This window comes from Bdellovibrio bacteriovorus, assembly GCF_001592755.1.
Taxonomy (GTDB): domain Bacteria; phylum Bdellovibrionota; class Bdellovibrionia; order Bdellovibrionales; family Bdellovibrionaceae; genus Bdellovibrio; species Bdellovibrio bacteriovorus_E.
Window position 1 is genome coordinate 1 of sequence record NZ_LUKF01000005.1, and the last position, 18,582, is coordinate 18,582.

The 18,582-nt window shown below is 44.5% G+C and carries 13 protein-coding genes; 8 read left to right on the forward strand and 5 right to left on the reverse strand.

Annotated elements, in window-relative coordinates; all coding sequences use genetic code 11:
- Positions 1-111: 111 nt before the first annotated feature.
- Both AZI85_RS05185 and cysK read right to left on the reverse strand, forming a co-directional pair.
- On the reverse strand, positions 112-903 hold the full coding sequence (locus tag AZI85_RS05185) for an endonuclease/exonuclease/phosphatase family protein (protein ID WP_063209684.1): 792 nt from the start codon (positions 901-903) through the stop codon (positions 112-114).
- 3 nt (positions 904-906) lie between these two features.
- Positions 907-1,896, reverse strand: a complete 990-nt coding sequence (gene cysK / locus AZI85_RS05190; RefSeq protein WP_063243096.1) for a cysteine synthase A — start codon at positions 1,894-1,896, stop codon at positions 907-909.
- Between the two features lie 224 nt (positions 1,897-2,120).
- Here cysK and nrfH point away from each other — a divergent pair, with 224 nt between their 5' ends.
- The 8 genes from nrfH (at position 2,121) to AZI85_RS05230 (ending at position 13,606) form a co-directional block, all read left to right on the forward strand.
- Positions 2,121-2,567 (forward strand): cytochrome c nitrite reductase small subunit, encoded by a 447-nt coding sequence (nrfH, locus tag AZI85_RS05195; RefSeq protein ID WP_063243097.1) that lies wholly within the window; start codon positions 2,121-2,123, stop codon positions 2,565-2,567.
- Between the two features lie 9 nt (positions 2,568-2,576).
- Positions 2,577-3,965, forward strand: a complete 1,389-nt coding sequence (locus tag AZI85_RS05200) for an ammonia-forming cytochrome c nitrite reductase subunit c552 (RefSeq protein WP_063243098.1) — start codon at positions 2,577-2,579, stop codon at positions 3,963-3,965.
- Between the two features lie 38 nt (positions 3,966-4,003).
- On the forward strand, positions 4,004-5,335 hold the full coding sequence (locus AZI85_RS05205; protein ID WP_253720851.1) for a cytochrome c biogenesis protein ResB: 1,332 nt from the start codon (positions 4,004-4,006) through the stop codon (positions 5,333-5,335).
- A gap of 73 nt (positions 5,336-5,408) precedes the next feature.
- Positions 5,409-10,202: a hypothetical protein gene (locus AZI85_RS05210; RefSeq protein WP_172795301.1), complete on the forward strand. Its 4,794-nt coding sequence runs from the start codon at positions 5,409-5,411 to the stop codon at positions 10,200-10,202.
- A 149-nt stretch (positions 10,203-10,351) separates the two neighbouring features.
- Entirely contained in the window at positions 10,352-10,816 is a 465-nt protein-coding gene (locus AZI85_RS05215) for a hypothetical protein (protein WP_253720852.1), read from the forward strand.
- 17 nt (positions 10,817-10,833) lie between these two features.
- Positions 10,834-11,886: a glycosyltransferase family 2 protein gene (locus AZI85_RS05220; protein ID WP_216635848.1), complete on the forward strand. Its 1,053-nt coding sequence runs from the start codon at positions 10,834-10,836 to the stop codon at positions 11,884-11,886.
- Positions 11,879-12,781, forward strand: a complete 903-nt coding sequence (locus AZI85_RS05225; RefSeq protein WP_063243101.1) for a methionyl-tRNA formyltransferase — start codon at positions 11,879-11,881, stop codon at positions 12,779-12,781. Before AZI85_RS05220 ends, AZI85_RS05225 begins: the two co-directional genes overlap by 8 nt.
- 15 nt (positions 12,782-12,796) lie before the next feature.
- On the forward strand, positions 12,797-13,606 hold the full coding sequence (locus AZI85_RS05230) for a class I SAM-dependent methyltransferase (protein WP_063243102.1): 810 nt from the start codon (positions 12,797-12,799) through the stop codon (positions 13,604-13,606).
- Here the strand turns inward: AZI85_RS05230 and AZI85_RS05235 are convergent.
- Genes AZI85_RS05235 through AZI85_RS05245 form a run of 3 tightly spaced genes read right to left on the reverse strand, consistent with a single transcriptional unit; the run spans position 13,603 to position 18,496 of the window.
- Entirely contained in the window at positions 13,603-15,378 is a 1,776-nt protein-coding gene (locus AZI85_RS05235; protein ID WP_063243103.1) for a hypothetical protein, read from the reverse strand. The two genes, AZI85_RS05230 and AZI85_RS05235, sit on opposite strands and share 4 nt — an antisense overlap.
- A gap of 44 nt (positions 15,379-15,422) precedes the next feature.
- Positions 15,423-17,285, reverse strand: a complete 1,863-nt coding sequence (locus AZI85_RS05240) for a polysaccharide biosynthesis protein (RefSeq protein WP_063243104.1) — start codon at positions 17,283-17,285, stop codon at positions 15,423-15,425.
- Positions 17,285-18,496: a DegT/DnrJ/EryC1/StrS family aminotransferase gene (locus tag AZI85_RS05245; protein ID WP_063243105.1), complete on the reverse strand. Its 1,212-nt coding sequence runs from the start codon at positions 18,494-18,496 to the stop codon at positions 17,285-17,287. The genes AZI85_RS05240 and AZI85_RS05245 overlap by 1 nt, the downstream gene beginning before the upstream one ends.
- Positions 18,497-18,582 lie beyond the last annotated feature (86 nt).

The following is an 18,582-nucleotide window of genomic DNA, read 5'->3' on the forward strand; positions in this document are numbered from 1 at the left end:
ATTTATTAATAGTAAACTTTAGTTATAATTAGTAATTTCAATAATTTACGAGTTTCGTGTTCAAAATATCAAGAATATTTTGAAAAATTGAACACGAAGAAGGCGGTCCATTTAAGGCTGTAAGATAAGATTCGGATCGGTGGGCTTATTGGGATCACCGACCTTCAAACGAATCTCTAATGGAAAATGATCTGAACTAATAATCGTGTGATGCACTTGAGCTTTGATAACATCAAAGCCTCTGACGAAAACGTGATCAAGCTTTAAAAGACGTCCGTCGTTTTCTAGATCCAAATGCTCTAAGTTTAAATCTCTGAAAATACTTTTCATGATGAGATAGCGTTTCACGTTCCATGTGTTGAAGTCGCCGGCAAGCACAATGGGACCTTTGAATTCACTCATCTTCGCAGCAATTTCATACAGTGACGCCGTAAAGGCTTTTAGCGTGACGAAGTTAAGAACGTGCGTGCAGACGAAAAGAGCTTTGGTGCCGCCGAAATCGTATTCATTAAAAAGGGTCAGCTTTGGAGTGAGCCAGAAGAGCTCTCTGGTTTTTGCGCGGATAAAATCGACAGATGCGGGTGGAAGTTTTGCTCCGATAGCAACACCCGTACTTCTTAAGTCTTTTTTGTAGTGAAAGCTTTGAGCCAGGTGCCATTCGTAAGTTGCAAAATCCTGCTGCCAGATTTTGGGCATTTTATCGTCGACCAAAGCTTCTTGAAGAAGGATAAAGTCTTTTCCCTCACCTAGCTTTCGAAAGTCTTTTTCAAAGATATGGGCTTTTTGTCCCTTATACACATTCCATACGAAAATATCGAACTCTGAAGTCGGAGCTGGCAGATTTTGCGCTTCTCCGATTTTCAGAAGGACTTTTTCTTTCGTAGGTATGATGTATGGAACCATTCTTTATTTCACCCGACTTAAATAGCTTTCATCCACCGTCGTAACTTGAAGCGACTGCGCTTCTTGTCTTTCTTGTTCAGCTAGCATCGTTGAAAGATATCTTTCCGTGTAGCTTGGAACAATCACGACGATGTTCTTTCCACGATTTTCTTCTTTCTGCGCCAGACGAAGTCCTGCAGCGATCGCGGCCCCTGATGATATTCCAACCGGAATACCTTCTTTTTTGATCACTTCTCGAGCAACTTTCATGGATTCTTCAGACGACACTTGCTCAACTCCATCAACGACAGAGCGATCCATTACACTAGGAACAAATCCTGCGCCCAACCCTTGGATTTTATGTGGACCCGGCTTCCCACCAGAAAGCACGGCGCTTTCAACGGGTTCTACCGCGATCATTTTTACTGAAGGTTTTTTAGCTTTAAGTACTTGGCCAACACCTGTGATCGTGCCAGACGTTCCGACACCGCTGACTACGATATCAACTCCCCCGTCTGTGTCGTTCCAGATTTCATTCGCTGTTGTTTGCTTATGAATTTCTGGATTTGCCGGGTTATCAAACTGGCGAGGTGTCCAGGTGTTTGGATTTTTTTCCGCAAGCTCCATGGATTTTGCGATTGCCCCTTTCATACCCAGGGGGCCTGGAGTTAATACGATTTTTGCACCAAGCAATAGCAAGAGAGTTCGTCTTTCTTGCGACATTGTTTCAGGCATCACCAGCGTGATGGAATAACCTTTCGCCGCAGCTACAAAGGCCAAGGCGATCCCCGTGTTACCGGAGGTGGGCTCTAAGATCTCCATCCCGGGCTTAAGCTTTCCCGTGCGTTCAGCATCTTCAATCATCGCAAGACCGATACGATCTTTCACCGAACCCAGTGGATTGAAAAATTCAAGTTTAAGAAGAAGTCGCCCCGGAAGCCCCTTCCCGATTCTTTGCATTTCGATCAGTGGGGTTTGTCCGATGGTCTTTGTGATGTCTGAGTATATTTTCATGAGAGCCTCTGCTAAGGATGTTCTAAAGGGCCTTAATAAAGAATACTCCCAAGGTAGAGGATGTTAAAGATTTACTTCTGCCGGTCGAGGAAAATAAACTCAGTGTATAGATTTGAGAATCAACTCCTAACAAACATCTGTCATATTGCAGGCAGTCCACGAGCATTTTCATATTGATAACGTATTAATAATAATGTGAATTTGTTTATAGGAGCTTTTGACCCATGAGTAAACTGAACATCATCTTTCTGATTCTCTTTGGAGTTGTCCTAGGACTGGGCTGCTACTCGTTCATTTACGCCAAGGGCTACTCCTATATGTCGGATGATCCCAAGGCCTGCGTGAATTGCCATATTATGAATGAAAATATGGACTCATGGATTAAGGGCACGCACCATCACGTCGCAAAATGCAATGATTGCCATCTTCCGCACAACATCGTCGGTAAATATGCAGTGAAGGCTTTGAATGGCTTTAATCACTCTGCGGCTTTTACTCTGCAAAACTTCCCCGATCCCATTCGTATTCGTGAGCACAGCCTGAAAGTCGTTAAAAGCTCATGCTTAAGCTGTCATCAGCCCATGGTTCAAGCGATGAATCATGGTGGCAAAAATATCAATGAAGAGACCAATTGCCTGCATTGTCACCGCAACGTTGGACACGTGAAATAGGAGTTCATTATGACAAAATCAAAAGGGATTTTTCTAGCTGTCGGAGGAGCTGCCATAGCCACAGTCTTGTTGACGGCTCTTCTAGTGAATATCTTTGAGCGCAAAACGGAAGCGAAGAATGTTTTCTATCGCGTAGTGGAACTTACGGATGACATGGATGATCCAGCGATTTGGGGGAAGAACTTTCCTCATCAGTATGATTCTTATCTGCGCACGGCAGATATGCGCCGAACGAAGTACGGTGGTTCTGAGGCTTTTCCTCATGTGCCGACAGAAAAAGATCCTCGTGATGTCGTATCTCAACAAAAGCTGGATGAGGACCCTCGCTTGAAAATCATGTGGGCGGGCTATGCGTTTTCTAAAGACTTCCGCGAAGAACGTGGACACGCTTATATGCTTTCGGATCAGATCTTTACGGAAAGACAGAATGTCACGAAACAACCGGGGACTTGTTTGAACTGTCATGCTTCGACTTACGTGCTTTATAAAAAATTAGGTGATGGCGACATCACTAAAGGTTTTGAAGAGATGAACAAGATTCCATATAAAGAAATCGTTCACTCTGTGAATCACCCCGTCTCTTGTATTGACTGTCATGACCCTTCGACGATGTCTTTGCGTGTGACTCGCCCGGCATTTATTGAAGGCATTCGTGCTTTCAAAGCGACTCAAGGAATTAAAGAATACGACGTGAACAAGATGGCGACTCGTCAAGAGATGCGCACCTTCGTGTGCGGTCAGTGTCACGTCGAGTACTACTTCAAAGGTGCTGATAAACGTCTGACTTATCCTTGGGCCGATGGTCTTAAAGCCGATCAAATTTTGGAATACTATAAAAAAGACAGTCATAAAGACTGGGTGCATGCTGAAACTGGGGCGGCTGTTTTAAAAGCACAACATCCCGAGTTTGAAATGTTCAATCAGGGAACACATGCGCGCGCGGGTGTGGCTTGCGTTGATTGTCACATGCCTTATGAACGTATGGGTGCCATGAAAATCACGAACCATCATGTGCAAAGCCCTCTGCTCAATATCAACAAGGCCTGCCAAACTTGCCATAACGTTCCCGAAGCAGAGCTGAAAGCGCGAGCTGAAACCATCCAAGATCGTCATATGGAGCTTCGTAATATCGCGTTTGATGCGCTGGTTGATTATATCAAGGATCTTAAAGAGTTTAAGGACGTTGATTTGACGAAGACTCCGAATAAAAAGTTGGCGGAGGCTCGCGATTTACAAAAGCAGGCTCAATTCTTATTTGATTTTGTCGAAGCTGAAAACTCTTCAGGCTTCCATGCTCCTCAGGAATCTGCTCGCGTATTAGGTCTCTCAATTGAAAAAGTCCGCGAAGGTCAAAAAATAGTCGCTGAACTTCGAAGAGAAATGAAAACCACGAAATAATGCCTTGGTATCGTAAAGTAATTAAGAAATTAGCGTCGATGGAGTTAGCAGTTTTAATAATTGCCTCCATCGCCGTGATAATTGCTATCGGCACTGTCGTTGAAGCTAAGTACGATGCGTGGACTGCGAAGAATTTAGTCTATGCTTCCATTTGGATGTACGTTGCAATGGGAGCGCTAGTGACGAGTCTGATTGCCGTCATTGTGGATCGCTGGCCCTGGAAGCCCCGTCACGCTTCTTTTATTTTCGCGCATGTTGGAATTATCATTCTTATATACGGTTCGCTTTTAACTCAAGTTTTTGGTGTCGATGGAACTGTTCGCCTTTCAAAGACGGAAGGCCCGGTTAAAGAAGTGACTGTGCAAGACACGGACATTGTGATCTACCGCTCCCCGGATGGATCTGATTACGAAAAGATTTATACCGAAGAGGTGAACTATTTAAAATATCCAGTAACGACAGACAAGCCCGTTTTAATCAAAAGCCGTGATCTTAATTTCGAAATATTAGAGTCTATTCCCTATTCTGTGCCGAAGCTTCAGGTCGAAGCTTCTCCGCAACCTCAAAGTGGTGCTGCGGTTCGATTTCAGTTGGCAAATCCCAATGTCAGTCAAGTGGACTGGTTAGTTCAAAGAAATGTTTTTGAAAAAGTAGAAGCCCAAGTGGGACCAGTCTTAATTACTTTAGGAGGACTCTGGGATCGCAATCCTTCCATCAATGAAATTCGCTTCAACATCAATGAAAAAGGCTCCTTGACGTATGCACTTTATGGAAGAGATGAAACAAAACCTTTTAAACAAGGAGTTGCTAAAGAAGGTGATCTAGTTGAAACCGGATGGATGGGTTTACAACTTCGTATTCTTCGCTATTTACCTAAAGCTGTTCAAAAATATGATGTGACTCGATTGGATCATCCGGTCCCTGGAAGCTCCCCTTCACTTCGCGTTCGTTACAACGGACAAGAAAGCTATTTATTCTTAAATGACTACGTCAAAGTGTTCACTGAAAATCGCGTGTATTTGGTTTCCTATCAGAATCGTCGACTGCCATTGGGGTTTGAAATTTCCCTCGATGAATTTAGAAAAACTGATTATCCGGGCACGATGCGCGCGATGGCTTATCAAAGTGCTGTTAATTATGATGGTGGAAATAAGGCGCTTATTTCTATGAATGAGCCTTTGAAGTATAAAAAGTTTTATATCTATCAGGCGAGTTTTGAGGAAGGGCCTAATGGGATTGTGAAGGCTTCTGTTCTCTCAGTGAACCATGATCCGGGTCGCGTCTGGAAGTATTTTGGCTCTGCAATAATGTGTCTAGGAATAGTCCTTTTATTTTACTTCCGTAAACGAAAGAATGCTCAACCATCGTAGTATTTTGATACTCCGAAACAATTTGCTCCTTATGTACTCTTAAAAAATCTCCAGAAACTCCGATAAGTTATTCGTGGAAAAGCTTATTCGGTTCGTTTTTGGTACAAGTTTCTTCTGCGTCCTATTGCTAGGGCTCACGTCGTGTATTGATACGAGCATGTTCAACAATATGTCTTTGATCCCTGCAGAGCTGACAATTATCGATGGCGGTGTCGAGAAAAAAGTTCCTGTAGGAGACTCCTCTCTTCTCACTAAAGATACTGCCATCAAAATCATCGGCGTTACGAAACCGAATTCAAAAGTTAAAATTTATACTTCTGCTGCAGACCCGGCTTGTCAGTTTGAACCTCAAGATAGCGACATTATCGGCACTGGAGACGCTCGTGGAATTGATTTTAGCATTGATCTAAGCACACTGCCTGAAGGTCGCCATGTTATCTGCATGTACGTAGAAAATCCAGCGGGCACCACCTGGTCGAAGCTTACAGAGATCATTATTAAAAGATCCGTTCAAGCGTTTTCGGGTCTTCACGTATTACCTGCAGACCGCAGTACTGCGCGACAGCCCGAATTTGCAGGTGTTGCTGAAAAAGATGTACAACTGGCCCTTTATGCGGGAGGAACTTGTAGTGGCGTCGCACTAGAATATCTGAAAGCAGACTCCTCAGGCAATTTCTCGATTCCTCTTTCCGCTTTAAATTCTTTGCTGGTCGATGGTCACTTCACTTATTCGATTCTTGCGACTGATGTTTTAGGTAACACTCGTTGCTCGCCAGGTGTGGGCTACACTTTAGACACCACTATCTCCGCGACGGTGATCAATGCTGTTCTTCCTGCGAGTCCATCGAACAACGATTCACCGACCATCGATGGAACTACAGAAGAGAATTCTCTGGTTGAGTTATTTAATTCAAGTACTTGCACAGGGAGTGCGATTGGTAGCTATAGCACGAATACGTCAGGAGCTTTTTTACTAAATCTTGCCACACCACTCACTGTGGAAGATACCTATGCTTTAACCGTTAAAGTCACCGATGACCTTGGAAACTTTGAATGCTTTAGTGCTCAAAAGCAGGATTATATCTATGATGTCACACCACCTGCTCTTAGTATTGTGTCTCCCGCAGCGAACTCGTCTTTCCAAAATAATTTTACTCTAGATTTAACTTGTGAAGAAGCGGCCGCGATCGTTGTTGGCGGCGACGTGAGCTCTTCTATTTCGCAGAGCTGCACAGGAGGCACGCTCTCTTTGTCACCGTCGCTATCTGGAGTAGATGGTGCCAAGACAGTTACTGTCACCGCGACAGATGCGGCGGGAAATGTAACAACCCGAAATCTTAATTTAATAAAAGATACGACTCCACCGGCACTTCCTACAGTGACTCGTTACTCTGCAAGTCCTACTTCCGCGGACTTTGTCACAATGACGGTTTCAAGCTGTGCCGATGTAGCACAAGTTCTGGCGAAAGAAGACTCTTCCATCCCTACGGGCGCGGAGGCGAATTGGGTTTCTTGTACAACGGCGGCTGGTGGCATTTCCTTTAATTTAAGTACGGCCGGGACACAAGGAACTCGAAACGTTCGTGTCTTTGTTCGCGATGCCACAGGAAATATTCAACCTTCATTTGCAAGTGTGCTCGTAGATTACGATACACTTCCTCCTTCGATTTCACTTAATGCAATTCCCGGTTTCTTAGGAACGAATAGCTACTACGAATTCAAATGGACTCTGTCTGAAGGAAATGTGCCGGCAGGCGCTCAGTTTACTTTAGAGTACAGTCAGAACTCGGGTTCCTCTTGGACTTCTCTTTCGACTACACCTGTTGGCATCACTGGTGCTGTGAACAGCAAAATTTATAAGTACAAACAATATTTACCGTCTACTCCGGGCGCGACGATTTTTAGAGTTCGCTTAACAGATGCCACGGGTCAGACTGGATATGGAAGTCAGGCATCCATTCTACTTTATGATATTACTCCACCAGAAATTACAGCGCATTCATTCTTGATTGCGGGTTCAGAGGGACCAGTGACAACTTATAATCCGTTTGTGAAGGTGAGTTTTTCTGCAACGGATAACCAGACTCCCGTGACTCAGTTTTGTTTAAAAAATGATTCCGCTGTTCCTGCGTTAAGTAATGCATGTTGGATCGCGATTGATGCTCCGGGTGTCGGTGTTCCCGTTGACCTCAACGTCACACTGACTGACTACGATCATTTGGTGGACTGGCGTCAGGGCACCTATACAGTCTATTTATGGATCCGCGATCAGGCGGGAAATATTTCTAGCAATGTGGGGCCTGTAAATAATGGGACGGACCGAATCGCAGTCACTTATTCACCTATTCCAGATCCTACTTTGACGGAATTGATTGTTGCTAAAGATGCTTCGGCGACCGTTCAGCCTGATCCTTGGGATCTTGTGACGACACCGGGAACTTCTTTGTATTTAAAATGGAAGCAGAAAGTCTATCACGGCACAGCCGCAGTAAGTCTTTGGTATACTTTGAATGGAACTGACTTCACGTTGATTGAAGAAAATGCGGAATCAGGTTCTGTTCTGTCATGCAGTGCCGCTGGTGCCGTGGATGCTTGTACTTATAACTGGAGTTCGCCTGTACCGGTCAATACGACTTATATGATTCAAGTTCGTGTCACTGATGGTATTGGTCAAACTACGACCAAGAATACAGTTTACATTAGCAACCCGAACTTCCGCCCCATTGCGGGAAATACTGATCCCGGTACGAATGGCTCTGCGAAGAAAGCGGCGTTCCGTGGACTAACGCCAGACAGTGGGTCTTTCGTAGTGACTCGAAATGGTTTGTTATTCTTCAGAGACGTCGCTCGTGGACTTCTGATGGTGGATCCCAATAATGGAGTTCAAAAAATTGCATTAAAACTTACAGACACGAGTACGGGCGATGGCGGCTCTTTGGCTTCCGCAACTTCGCAGGGAATTTTAAAGATTGCTTTGGACTTTGAAGATCGCGTTTTAGTCTTTGAACCTGACCGCATTCGCAGAATTGATACACGAGCATCGCCGATGACAATCGAATCTATCATTGGTGCTTTTAACGATGGGCGCGTTGGCACGAATGCGGCTGACTATGTTGCAGATCCTCATGATGTGAAGATCAAACTTCATCCGACGACGAAAATGTATGGTATGGGTTCGCCTTATCTGAACTTCTTCGCACTCCCTAATGGCGACATTTACTTCCAGACGGAAGCGATTTTCGCGACAAGAGCCGCCGGCGCGCGCATTCGCGTTTATCGTGGTAGCGCGGTTGAACCCTACGTCGACACTTTGCGAGTCGGCGGTGCTGGTGATTATCAAGATCCTTCAACGGATATTGGCGCTTGGGATCTTGGGACGCTTAATTTTATTTATGATCCGTTTTCTTATGTCGTTTCTAAAGCTTATGTTTCGGTGAATCATCAGATACCGGGATGTAACTATTTTTACTTTTCGCAAGTAAGCCCAACAACTTTACAGTCTCTGGGAAGCGGCCATCCCGTGTCACCCTTCTCTCCTTGTACAGCCGCATACCGGGTTCAAGGCATGAACGGACAAATGTACTCCATGAACCGCATCAATCCATGGGCATTTCAAATTGTAAAATTCGATGGAAGCTCCGGGTGGAACGTGGTGGTGGGCTCCGGCGAACGCAGCAGCTGTGCAGATGGTACGGCTGCGGGGTCTTGTCCGATTATTCCCAATGATCTTTTCGTTTCCCAGACTGGACAAGTCTATTTTAGGGATGATGGACAAATTCGTATTGTAGGCAGTGATAATCGCGTTTACACACTTTTTGGATACAACCTAAGTAGCGGTGATGGTGGTCATCCTATGGAGGCTCGTCTCAATGAAATTGCTTCTATTGATCATGGCGTGAATGACAAAGTGGTTGTGCTCGACACTCAAGGAGGAAGATTCCGTGAAGTGAATTTCAAAGGAACTCCAGGCATCACAACAATTGCAGGAACGGGCTCAGACGCTCCGGGATCCATCACTCCATTAGGAGTTGCAGCCAATACAAGTCCGATCGGCATGGGATGGTCTGCACCAGGCCGATTTGTAACCAATCCGACGAATGGAGATGTTTATTGGTACTGTGGCGGATCGCATAGTATTTGTCGACTCAATCGCGCCAGCAACGTATGGCAAAATGTTTTCACTCTCGGCGGAACAGTTCCTTATGAGACAGCCGCAGGATATTTTTACTGGGATCTTGATATTCCTACTTACCCTCTTGCACCACTTGCTTTTTACAATAACTCATTACTTGTTGGTCTTGATTCTTGGGGCGGCACTGAACACTTCAGAAGAGTTTGGCGGGAGTTTGATCTGACTAATGGGTATTCACGATTTACCTTAGGAAATGGAAATTACGTGTCTGCCGCAACCTGTAACAACGGATCTTCGGCTTCTTGTATTCCAGAGTACTACTACTTCTCATGGGGTGCCGGAGCTGGAAGCCCGATTCATCAAACCAATATCGCGGGTAACAACTATTGGCTCTTCCTGAACAACGGGCAAAAGGACGTTATTCGTGTAGGCGCAGGCAGCGTGACCAAGATGTTCTCTCTCTCTGTAAGAGCTCAATCGATTTTCTACAAATCGCCGTATCTTTATTACTGCTCGGCTCCTGAAAACGGTCCGGCAAAACTTTATCGCAAAAACTTCAACTCCCCTTTTACGGAAGTGGAACTCATTCTGCCACATGGAAGTGCTTGCACTGGAAACAAAATTATTTTCAAAAATGGTGCAGGAACAGAGCCTGATCGACTGGTATTCCCGATTCGACAAAATGGTATTTTTGGTTTGTCGGAGTTTTTGGATCCGGAAAATTACGTTCCGTAATTTTCATTTGTATCCGCGCAAAAATCTTTACTGAATTTTCCTGTTTATTGTCAAACATCTAAACATTCCTTTAAATTGAAACGTTTTGTACGCATCTTGTGACCTTACCTATCGCCTCTGGCATAATGACCTTTGTGGAGGCGAACATCATGATGAAGTTCTTTATTCTGCTTGTACTACTGACTACGTTTTTAACCTTCAAGGCGTATGCGGATTCCGCTGTGGGTGTTGTCATTGGAGATCCGACGGGTGTGTCTGGAAGACTGGGTTTAGATGGTAAACATTCCCTCGAAGGAGCTCTTGCATATTCATCAGGTCATTATGACGGGCTTCATATCCACGCCACTTACCTTTGGGATCGCGCTCGCACTTTTGCCGTGCAGCGTGGCGGTCCGATTGAGACGTATTACGGTCTTGGGGTGCGGTTGATTAACTTTAATAAGGGTGAACACGATGGCGAGCTTGCCATCGGACCGCGAGCCCCGCTGGGTCTGCTTTATAATATCGACAATCCGGACATTGAGATCTTTGGGGAGGTGTCCCTCGCGGTAGATTTAATGCCGGAAACGAATGTGGACTTGGATTTGGGAATTGGGGTGCGGTTGAGATTTTAAGTCCTTGATATAAGCGAATGTTAACCACTGCTGCCATTATCGTTTCGCATCATGTTGAAGGAAGAAAAAGCGATACAATTTGTAAACTTTTATTTAGCTTAAGTCACCTTAACATGAGACTTAACATGCCGACCAATAGCCCTAAGAAACTCCTAAGTATCGTGAGTCCTGTCTACAGGGCTGAGAAAATCGTACATTTATTAGTCGAAACAATCGAAAGCTCACTAGGCCATTTCCAAGGAAGTTTTGAAATCATTCTTGTCGAGGATGGGAGTCCCGACGGAAGCTGGACTGCCATTGAAGAAGTCTGCCGAAATAATCCAAGAGTGAAGGGTATAAAACTCAGCCGCAACTTCGGGCAGCATGCCGCTATTACTGCCGGCCTACAATCATGTTCGGGAGAGTGGATCGTAGTAATGGACTGCGACCTCCAAGACAGGCCTGAGGAAATTGTGCAATTGTACAAAAAAGCTCAAGAAGGTTTTGATATCGTTCTTGCTCAAAGAATTGAGCGCCAAGATCATCTTTTTAAAAAAAGTTTATCAAAATTATTTTATAAAATCTTATCTGCTCTAACCGGCACGACTTTTGATCCATCTATAGCAAACTTTGGAATATACCGAAGTAAAGTCATCGATGCCGTCCGCAGCATGAACGAGCCAATTCGCTTTTTCCCGGTAATGATAAAGTGGTGCGGCTTCAAGTCTACTTCGCTACCGGTTCAACACGCCTCAAGACAGGACGGCGGCTCTACCTATAGTTTTTCTAAGCTTTGCGCACTTGGGCTCGACATTGTTCTTGCCCACTCAGATAAACCTCTTCGCATGGTTGCTGGTTTGGGGTTGGGTATGTCGGGCATATCACTTCTACTAATGATCGCAGTCATCATCCGGGCTTTGACAAACGGATTCGCTGTATTGGGTTACGCCAGCCTTGTTACCCTGATGCTTTTTTGCACCGGCATGATTGTCTTCATACTGGGAATTATTGGCCTTTACATCGGCAAAATTTTTGAGGCTACTAAGCAGCGTCCGATTTATTTAGTTTCCGAAAGGCATAACTTTGAATAAACCTGATAAAAAGGTCATACTTTTTCTAATGACCGAAAAAGGTCTTCGGGTCTTAAACAGAATAATTGCTGATTTTACATCAGAAAGAATTTCCTTTGTCGTAACATGCAAAGACCCGGCCGTAGATAATGACTTCCACAGTGACATAGTCGAAACATGCAGTAAAAACAATATTGAAGTTTACACTAAATTGCCCCAAAAAATTGCAACAGAAAACGAACTTTATATCGCGATCTCCTGGAGAACTCTCATTCCTATTTCGGACGGAAAAAGGTTGGTAGTTTTTCACGACTCACTACTCCCTCGTTATCGAGGTTTCAACCCGTTGGTTTCGGCCCTAATTAACGGTGAAACAACAATTGGCGCCACCGCATTAATCGCTGATGAAAAGTATGACCGCGGAAAAATTCTTTTACAGAAGAGCGCAAAAATTGAGTATCCAATAAAGATCCAAACCGCAATTCAACGTATTGCTGGCATATACGAAGAACTCGCTACAGATATTGTTAGCAACTTTCTTTCAGGTAAAAAAATGGAAGAAATCGAGCAAAACGAAGAGAATGCAACATATAGTATATGGCGAGATGAGGAAGACTACAAAATTGACTGGCACTTTGATGCAAAACGCATCCTTCGCCAGATAGATGCAGTGGGTTATCCTTACAAAGGGGCATCCACAACTCTCGAACAAAAAACAGTACGTATCATGTCTGCTGAAGCAGTAGATTCTTTGCTCTTTGAAAACAATTCTCCCGGGAAGATTTTCGAGATTGAAGGCGGTTATCCGATTGTCTTATGCGGAAGGGGCCAATTAAAAATAACCGATCTTCGTGATGAATACGGACAAAGTTTACTGCCCTTGAAAAAACTGAAGCTTCGCTTCGGTGCAAAGTAGACCGGAGCTGAATAAATGTCTGAATTTCAAAAAATCGATGGCATATACTTTTCCGAATCAAAAAAGAACGTCTCCTATCCAGAACAGGGAAATGATACTTACTTTGAAATTGAAGACAAAAGTTTCTGGTTTAAACATAGAAATTTGATCATCGAAAAGGTCCTGAAAAAGTATGTTCCGGAAATGATCGACTTTTATGACTTGGGAGGAGGCAACGGTTTTGTTGCACAAAAAATTGCTTCCATGGGCTATAGCGTGACCCTAGTTGAGGCCGGGAGCGGTGTGTTTAATGCGTTAAAAAGAGGAATTGATAATGTATATTGTGCGGATATAGTTGGCTTCAAATCGACGAAGCCAAATGCCGTTGTTGGCTTGTTTGATGTCATCGAACATTTTGACAAACCCGAAAACGTTTACAAAAGCATCCACGAAAACATGCCAGGGGTTTCAAAGCTGATATTAACTGTACCTGCCTACAATTGGCTATGGTCGGACGAGGACATTAGAGCTGGTCACTTTCGAAGATACACAATGACAAGCCTGAGAAAAGAACTGAATGACGCTGGCTACGAAGTCGTTTTTTCCTCCTACTTCTTTAGCTTCCTCATCCTTCCGATCTTCCTTTTCAGAACAGTTCCTTACTTGCTACGAAAGATGAGTCGCGAACAAAAAAATAAGGCAGGTATTCAAGAGCACAGGTCATCACACATTGGGCAAATTCAGAACTTAGTGGAAAAACTATTATCAGTTGAAGGCAGCCTGCTTGGAAAAATTCCATTTGGAGGCTCAATTATTGTAGTGGCTAAAAATAAAAAACAGATTTAATCACCGAGATTGCTTTTATTACATTTTCCGTTTTCCAATAATTTTTCTACGAGATTTTCTTTGGGTTTGTAGACAATTTGCTCAAAGGTTTCGAAGTAATCAGACTTAGGCGACCGAAACGATCCCACTATTTCGTAATCACTGGCAAGGTTGATATCAAATTGCTCCAATACTTCTGCGGATATGGACCTTGGGCCATTGGGCTCAATCAACAACCATGCAACTCCTAGATTCGAACATGAAACACGAGACAAGCCTCTTTTTGCATGCAATACGCTTCCCGGATAGCCACCAATTAACCATGGATACGCTAGCGACCTTGCATTAACGATGAAACTAAACGAAGGGTTTCTTCCAGAAAGATCCAGCACAGGAGTCTTATCCTTAAAGCGGCTATCTCTCATTAGCCCCTGAAGATTTGCAATATAAAGTGCTGACTCAGAATTTAGTTTCCAATCAGTATTCCGAAAATGAGCGGGTACTGAATTATTCCAAAGAGACGTAGGCTGCCGGTATGGCTTTACAGTTGCCACATATAAAACCGCACAAGCGATAATCTGACTCAGAAAAGCAGCTGTAGAGAAACAATGCCACGAAGGAATCTTGCTCTTGGAAGAGCATAGCGAGAGACAGGCGACAATCCAAAACAGACCCGCACTGCACGAAACCAAAAAGTAGTTATTATTCGTACCAAAGGAGTAGATATAAGGCATGAATAAGAACAAACAGAATGGAACGAGGTTTCTTTTCGCAGTAATAAACTTTCTATCTATCGAGTATGATCTAACAAGCATACCAAATGCTAGAGCAACAACCAAAACCGTAGGGCGAGCATCCTCAAGGACTGGAAGTATGTACCGAGCCAAGACAACAAAGACAAGCAGGACTGCGGCTGATTCAGCTAAGTTCACCAAGCCACTGTTCGGTTGCCGCAACTTAACGAACAAACCAGGAAGAGTTGACAAGAGGCCGATGGAAAATATACCTATCAACTCCAATTTACTGAAATCAAATTTATACAATCTAAACATTTCATAAAACGAATGCCCGCCATCCAGCGCCTGAAGATCCGCTATCCCTTCAGCAACACGCACCAATAAGAACTGAGATATTGACCCATCAATAACGATGGCAAGCACCCACAAGAGAGTAATGGAAATACTACCCGCAACGAACGCCCCTAGGATGAAACGCCTAGAAGTGCCTGCGTATACTAGAATCGATAAAGCCAACAAGAACGCCGAAGTAGGCTTAGCCATAAAACAAAGAAAGCCAGCGACTCCAATTAAGCCCCAACCGAACCACGAGAACACCTGTGGTTTTTGTTCGATAAACAAAACTCCAGCACAGGCAAGCAGCAACGACTGAAAGTTCAATGTGTTGTAATTAGGAGTTGGCAACCAGAGATGAAAGATCAACAGCGCTGTTATTGAGAATGCAAAAGACAGTGCATGCTTTGCCATCCTTGACTGCGCGTCTAAAAAGGCCTGCCTATATGCCGGAAGAGAAAAAACTTTTTCGAAAACTAGCCAAGAAACACCCAACGTAAACAAGAAATTAGCTTGGCGCAGCGCTATAATATCTCCATTGAACAATAAGTACAATGGATGATAGACAAACCCGAACTGAGTAGTCCCAGTAGCGAATGTGTATGGGTCGGATATCCAGTTAAGATAGAAGCCTTCGTCGGTAAACTCAATACCATATTTCGATGCATATAAACCAAAGGAAACTATAAGCATTGTGAGCAAAAGAGATGTTCCTATGTACATCCAACCACAACTCTTACTTAAGGCGCTACACTTCAACCGATACACTATTCATCCCTGCCAACATTAGGGACATACTCTGCAACGAGCCTTTTTAAAATCCGTTTCGCGCCGTCTTCTTTTTGCGCCAGACATAATGTACGCAACTCCTCCAAGGACTCACGAAGGAAGTTCACCTCAAGACTATACTCTTTAGCCGTCATAATTCGAGGATGAGCAGTCCACGAAACATTACTTCCGATCAAAAGCTCTTCATACAGCTTTTCGCCAGGCCGCAGCCCAGTAAACTCGATGCTGATGTCGCCCAATCCGGTCTCCGGATTACGCACTTCCAGACCACTGAGCTCAATCATTTTTTTCGCTAAGTCTACAATTTTAACTGCTTCCCCCATATCAAGTACAAAGACATCCCCCCCTTTTCCCATCGCACCAGCCTGCAACACTAGCTGTGCTGCTTCGGGAATTGTCATAAAATAACGAGTGATATTTGGGTGCGTCACCGTCACGGGACCACCAAAACGTATCTGCTCCCGAAATAAGGGGACCACAGAGCCTGAAGATCCCAAAACATTGCCGAAGCGGACCATACAAAAACGTGTAACATGGGATTTATCCTGCGAAAGCCCTTGCAATACCAGCTCTGCAAGACGCTTTGACGCCCCCATAATATTGGTGGGTCTTACGGCCTTGTCTGTGGATATTAGCACAAATGTTTCCACTTTGGATTTAATAGCGGCCTCAGAAGCAGACAATGTTCCAAACACATTATTCATAATTCCGGCGACAACGTTGCACTCAACAAGGGGCACATGTTTGTATGCGGCTGCGTGGTAGATTGTCTGGACCCCATGCTTTTTCATTACTGTTTCCAGATGCTCAGAATTAAGAACATCCCCCAATATAGGCACAACCTCAAAGTGCACCCGATGTTTCAAAATGTCTTGCTCAACTTTATAAAGAGCATACTCTGCCTGTTCATACATGATCAGCTTTTTAGGAGTATTCATGATGATCTGGCGACATAACTCGGAGCCAATAGATCCCCCGGCACCAGTGACCATGACGACTTTATCGCGGATGCACGACTTAATAAGGTCTTCAAATGGAGGAACAGGATCTCGTCCTAAAAGATCCTCAACCCCAACCTCACGAATATCCTCTACGCGAACAACCCCGTTCACCAGAGCGCCAAGGCCCGGCAGGGTCTTCATGACGATACCCTCATTTTCAAAGTGCTTGATAATCGCTCGCCTGCGGGAACGACTGGCGGATGGCATTGCCAGCAACAACTGGCGACAATTTTTCCTGCGCATCACCTCAATTGCATCATTTGGGTCATAGACCCGAATGCCGGCAACGTTGGTTCCTTGAAGTTCTGCATTGTCATCAAAGAACACCGTCGGTCGGAACTCAGTTCCGGACAGTAAAGCCAATGCAGTCTGAAGACCAGCTTGACCGGCTCCGTAGATTGCAACGGCTTGCCTGCGGTCAGAATTACGCCCAAAGCTAAGCATAACACCACGAGCAAAGAAGCGACTGAAGGCAATATAGGAAAATGCAATCACCCAATAAATAAGCACGGAAGAACGGGGTAAAGCGGATGCTCTTCCCATTACAACCACGGCAGTCAACATCAGCACGGACAGGGTAACACCATAAAAGACCGTATAAATAAACTTGTCGTTTAAAAATCGGATAACCGAGCGGTACAATCCCAAACGAACGAAAATTGGAATCGTCACAAAAGGCACAACGAAAAAGAGCCACGAATACTCACCTACATCCGGCTTCAAAGTTCCCATTCTTAATGCAACAGACGACCAAAGAGCCAAAGGCAACAAGATCGCATCACTCAGAAGCATGATTAGGATCTTAATCTTTCGTGGAAGCAGAGTAATGCGAGCGAACATTATTTACATGCCTCTTTCATAACTTTCCGGATGGCACTGACTGCTTCCTCAACATAGGAATTGTCGAGTGTTGGATGAACCAGGAACATCAAGCTAACTTCACCCAAATGTTGAGCGTGAGGCAATCGTTCTTTCGGTCCCAAACCAGCACCTGTAAACGCCTTCTCCAAATAAATTTCGCTGCAGCTGCCGGAGAAACAAGGAACACCTTCTGCATTAATAGCAGCCATGATCTTATCACGACTCCAATCTATCTTGAGCTGTTCAGGTACGACAGAAACATAGAATTTATAATAGGAGTGAAAAATATCTTTGCCAGGCAAAGTCACTTTCAAACAAGGAATATCAGCCAAGCCTTTCTGGAGAGACAACGCCAGATGTCTGCGTTTATCTATCCACCCTGCAAGCTTCGCCAACTGGATACGTCCTACAGCCGCCTGTATTTCCGTCATACGCCAGTTGGTTCCAAAACTTTCATGCAACCACCGGAATCCAGGCGGATGAGGCCTGCGATAGACAGCTTCATAACTTTTGCCATGATCTTTAAAGGCCCAAAGTCTTTCATAGATGTCACTGTCATTCAATAGAAGAAGCCCGCCCTCTCCCGTCGTAGAGATGATCTTGTCCTGACAAAAAGAGAAAGCCGACATATCACCAATAGACCCGACCAAGCGACCTTTGTATTTAGCACCATGCGCCTGCGCACAATCCTCAATCACTTTCAATCCATGTTCTTTTGCCAACGCCATCAGACCGTCCATATCGCAGGGCCAACCCGCCAAGTGGACTGGAATAATAGCTTTCGTTTTTGAAGTAATAGCGTTTTTAACGGCCTCTACTGAAAGATTTTGTGATACAGGATCCACGTCCACGATAATCGGAGTAGCACCCACGCGAACGATACAACTGGCAGAGGCAATGAATGTTCGAGAAGTTGTAATCACTTCGTCTCCAGGTCCGATATTGTACCCGATTAAAGCCAGTTCCAAAGCCAAAGTTCCGTTGCTAAGGGCGATCCCATGCTTCATCCCGTGATATCTGGCAAACTCTTCCTCAAACTGCTTTGTTTCAGTGCCGGTCCAGTAGTTCACTTTTCCAGAGCGTATAATATCGACAGTCTTCTGCACTTCATCCTCCGCATAGAACGGCCAAGGAGCCATCGGAGTTTTTTTTACTGGAGTTCCGCCATCAATCGCCAAAAGATCTGCCATGAGTTCTTTCCCTTTTCTAGAATGCGAAGAAGTCTAATAAAGATTCTTCTTTTCGTCGCCAAAATATCGTACCCTCTCGAAGCATA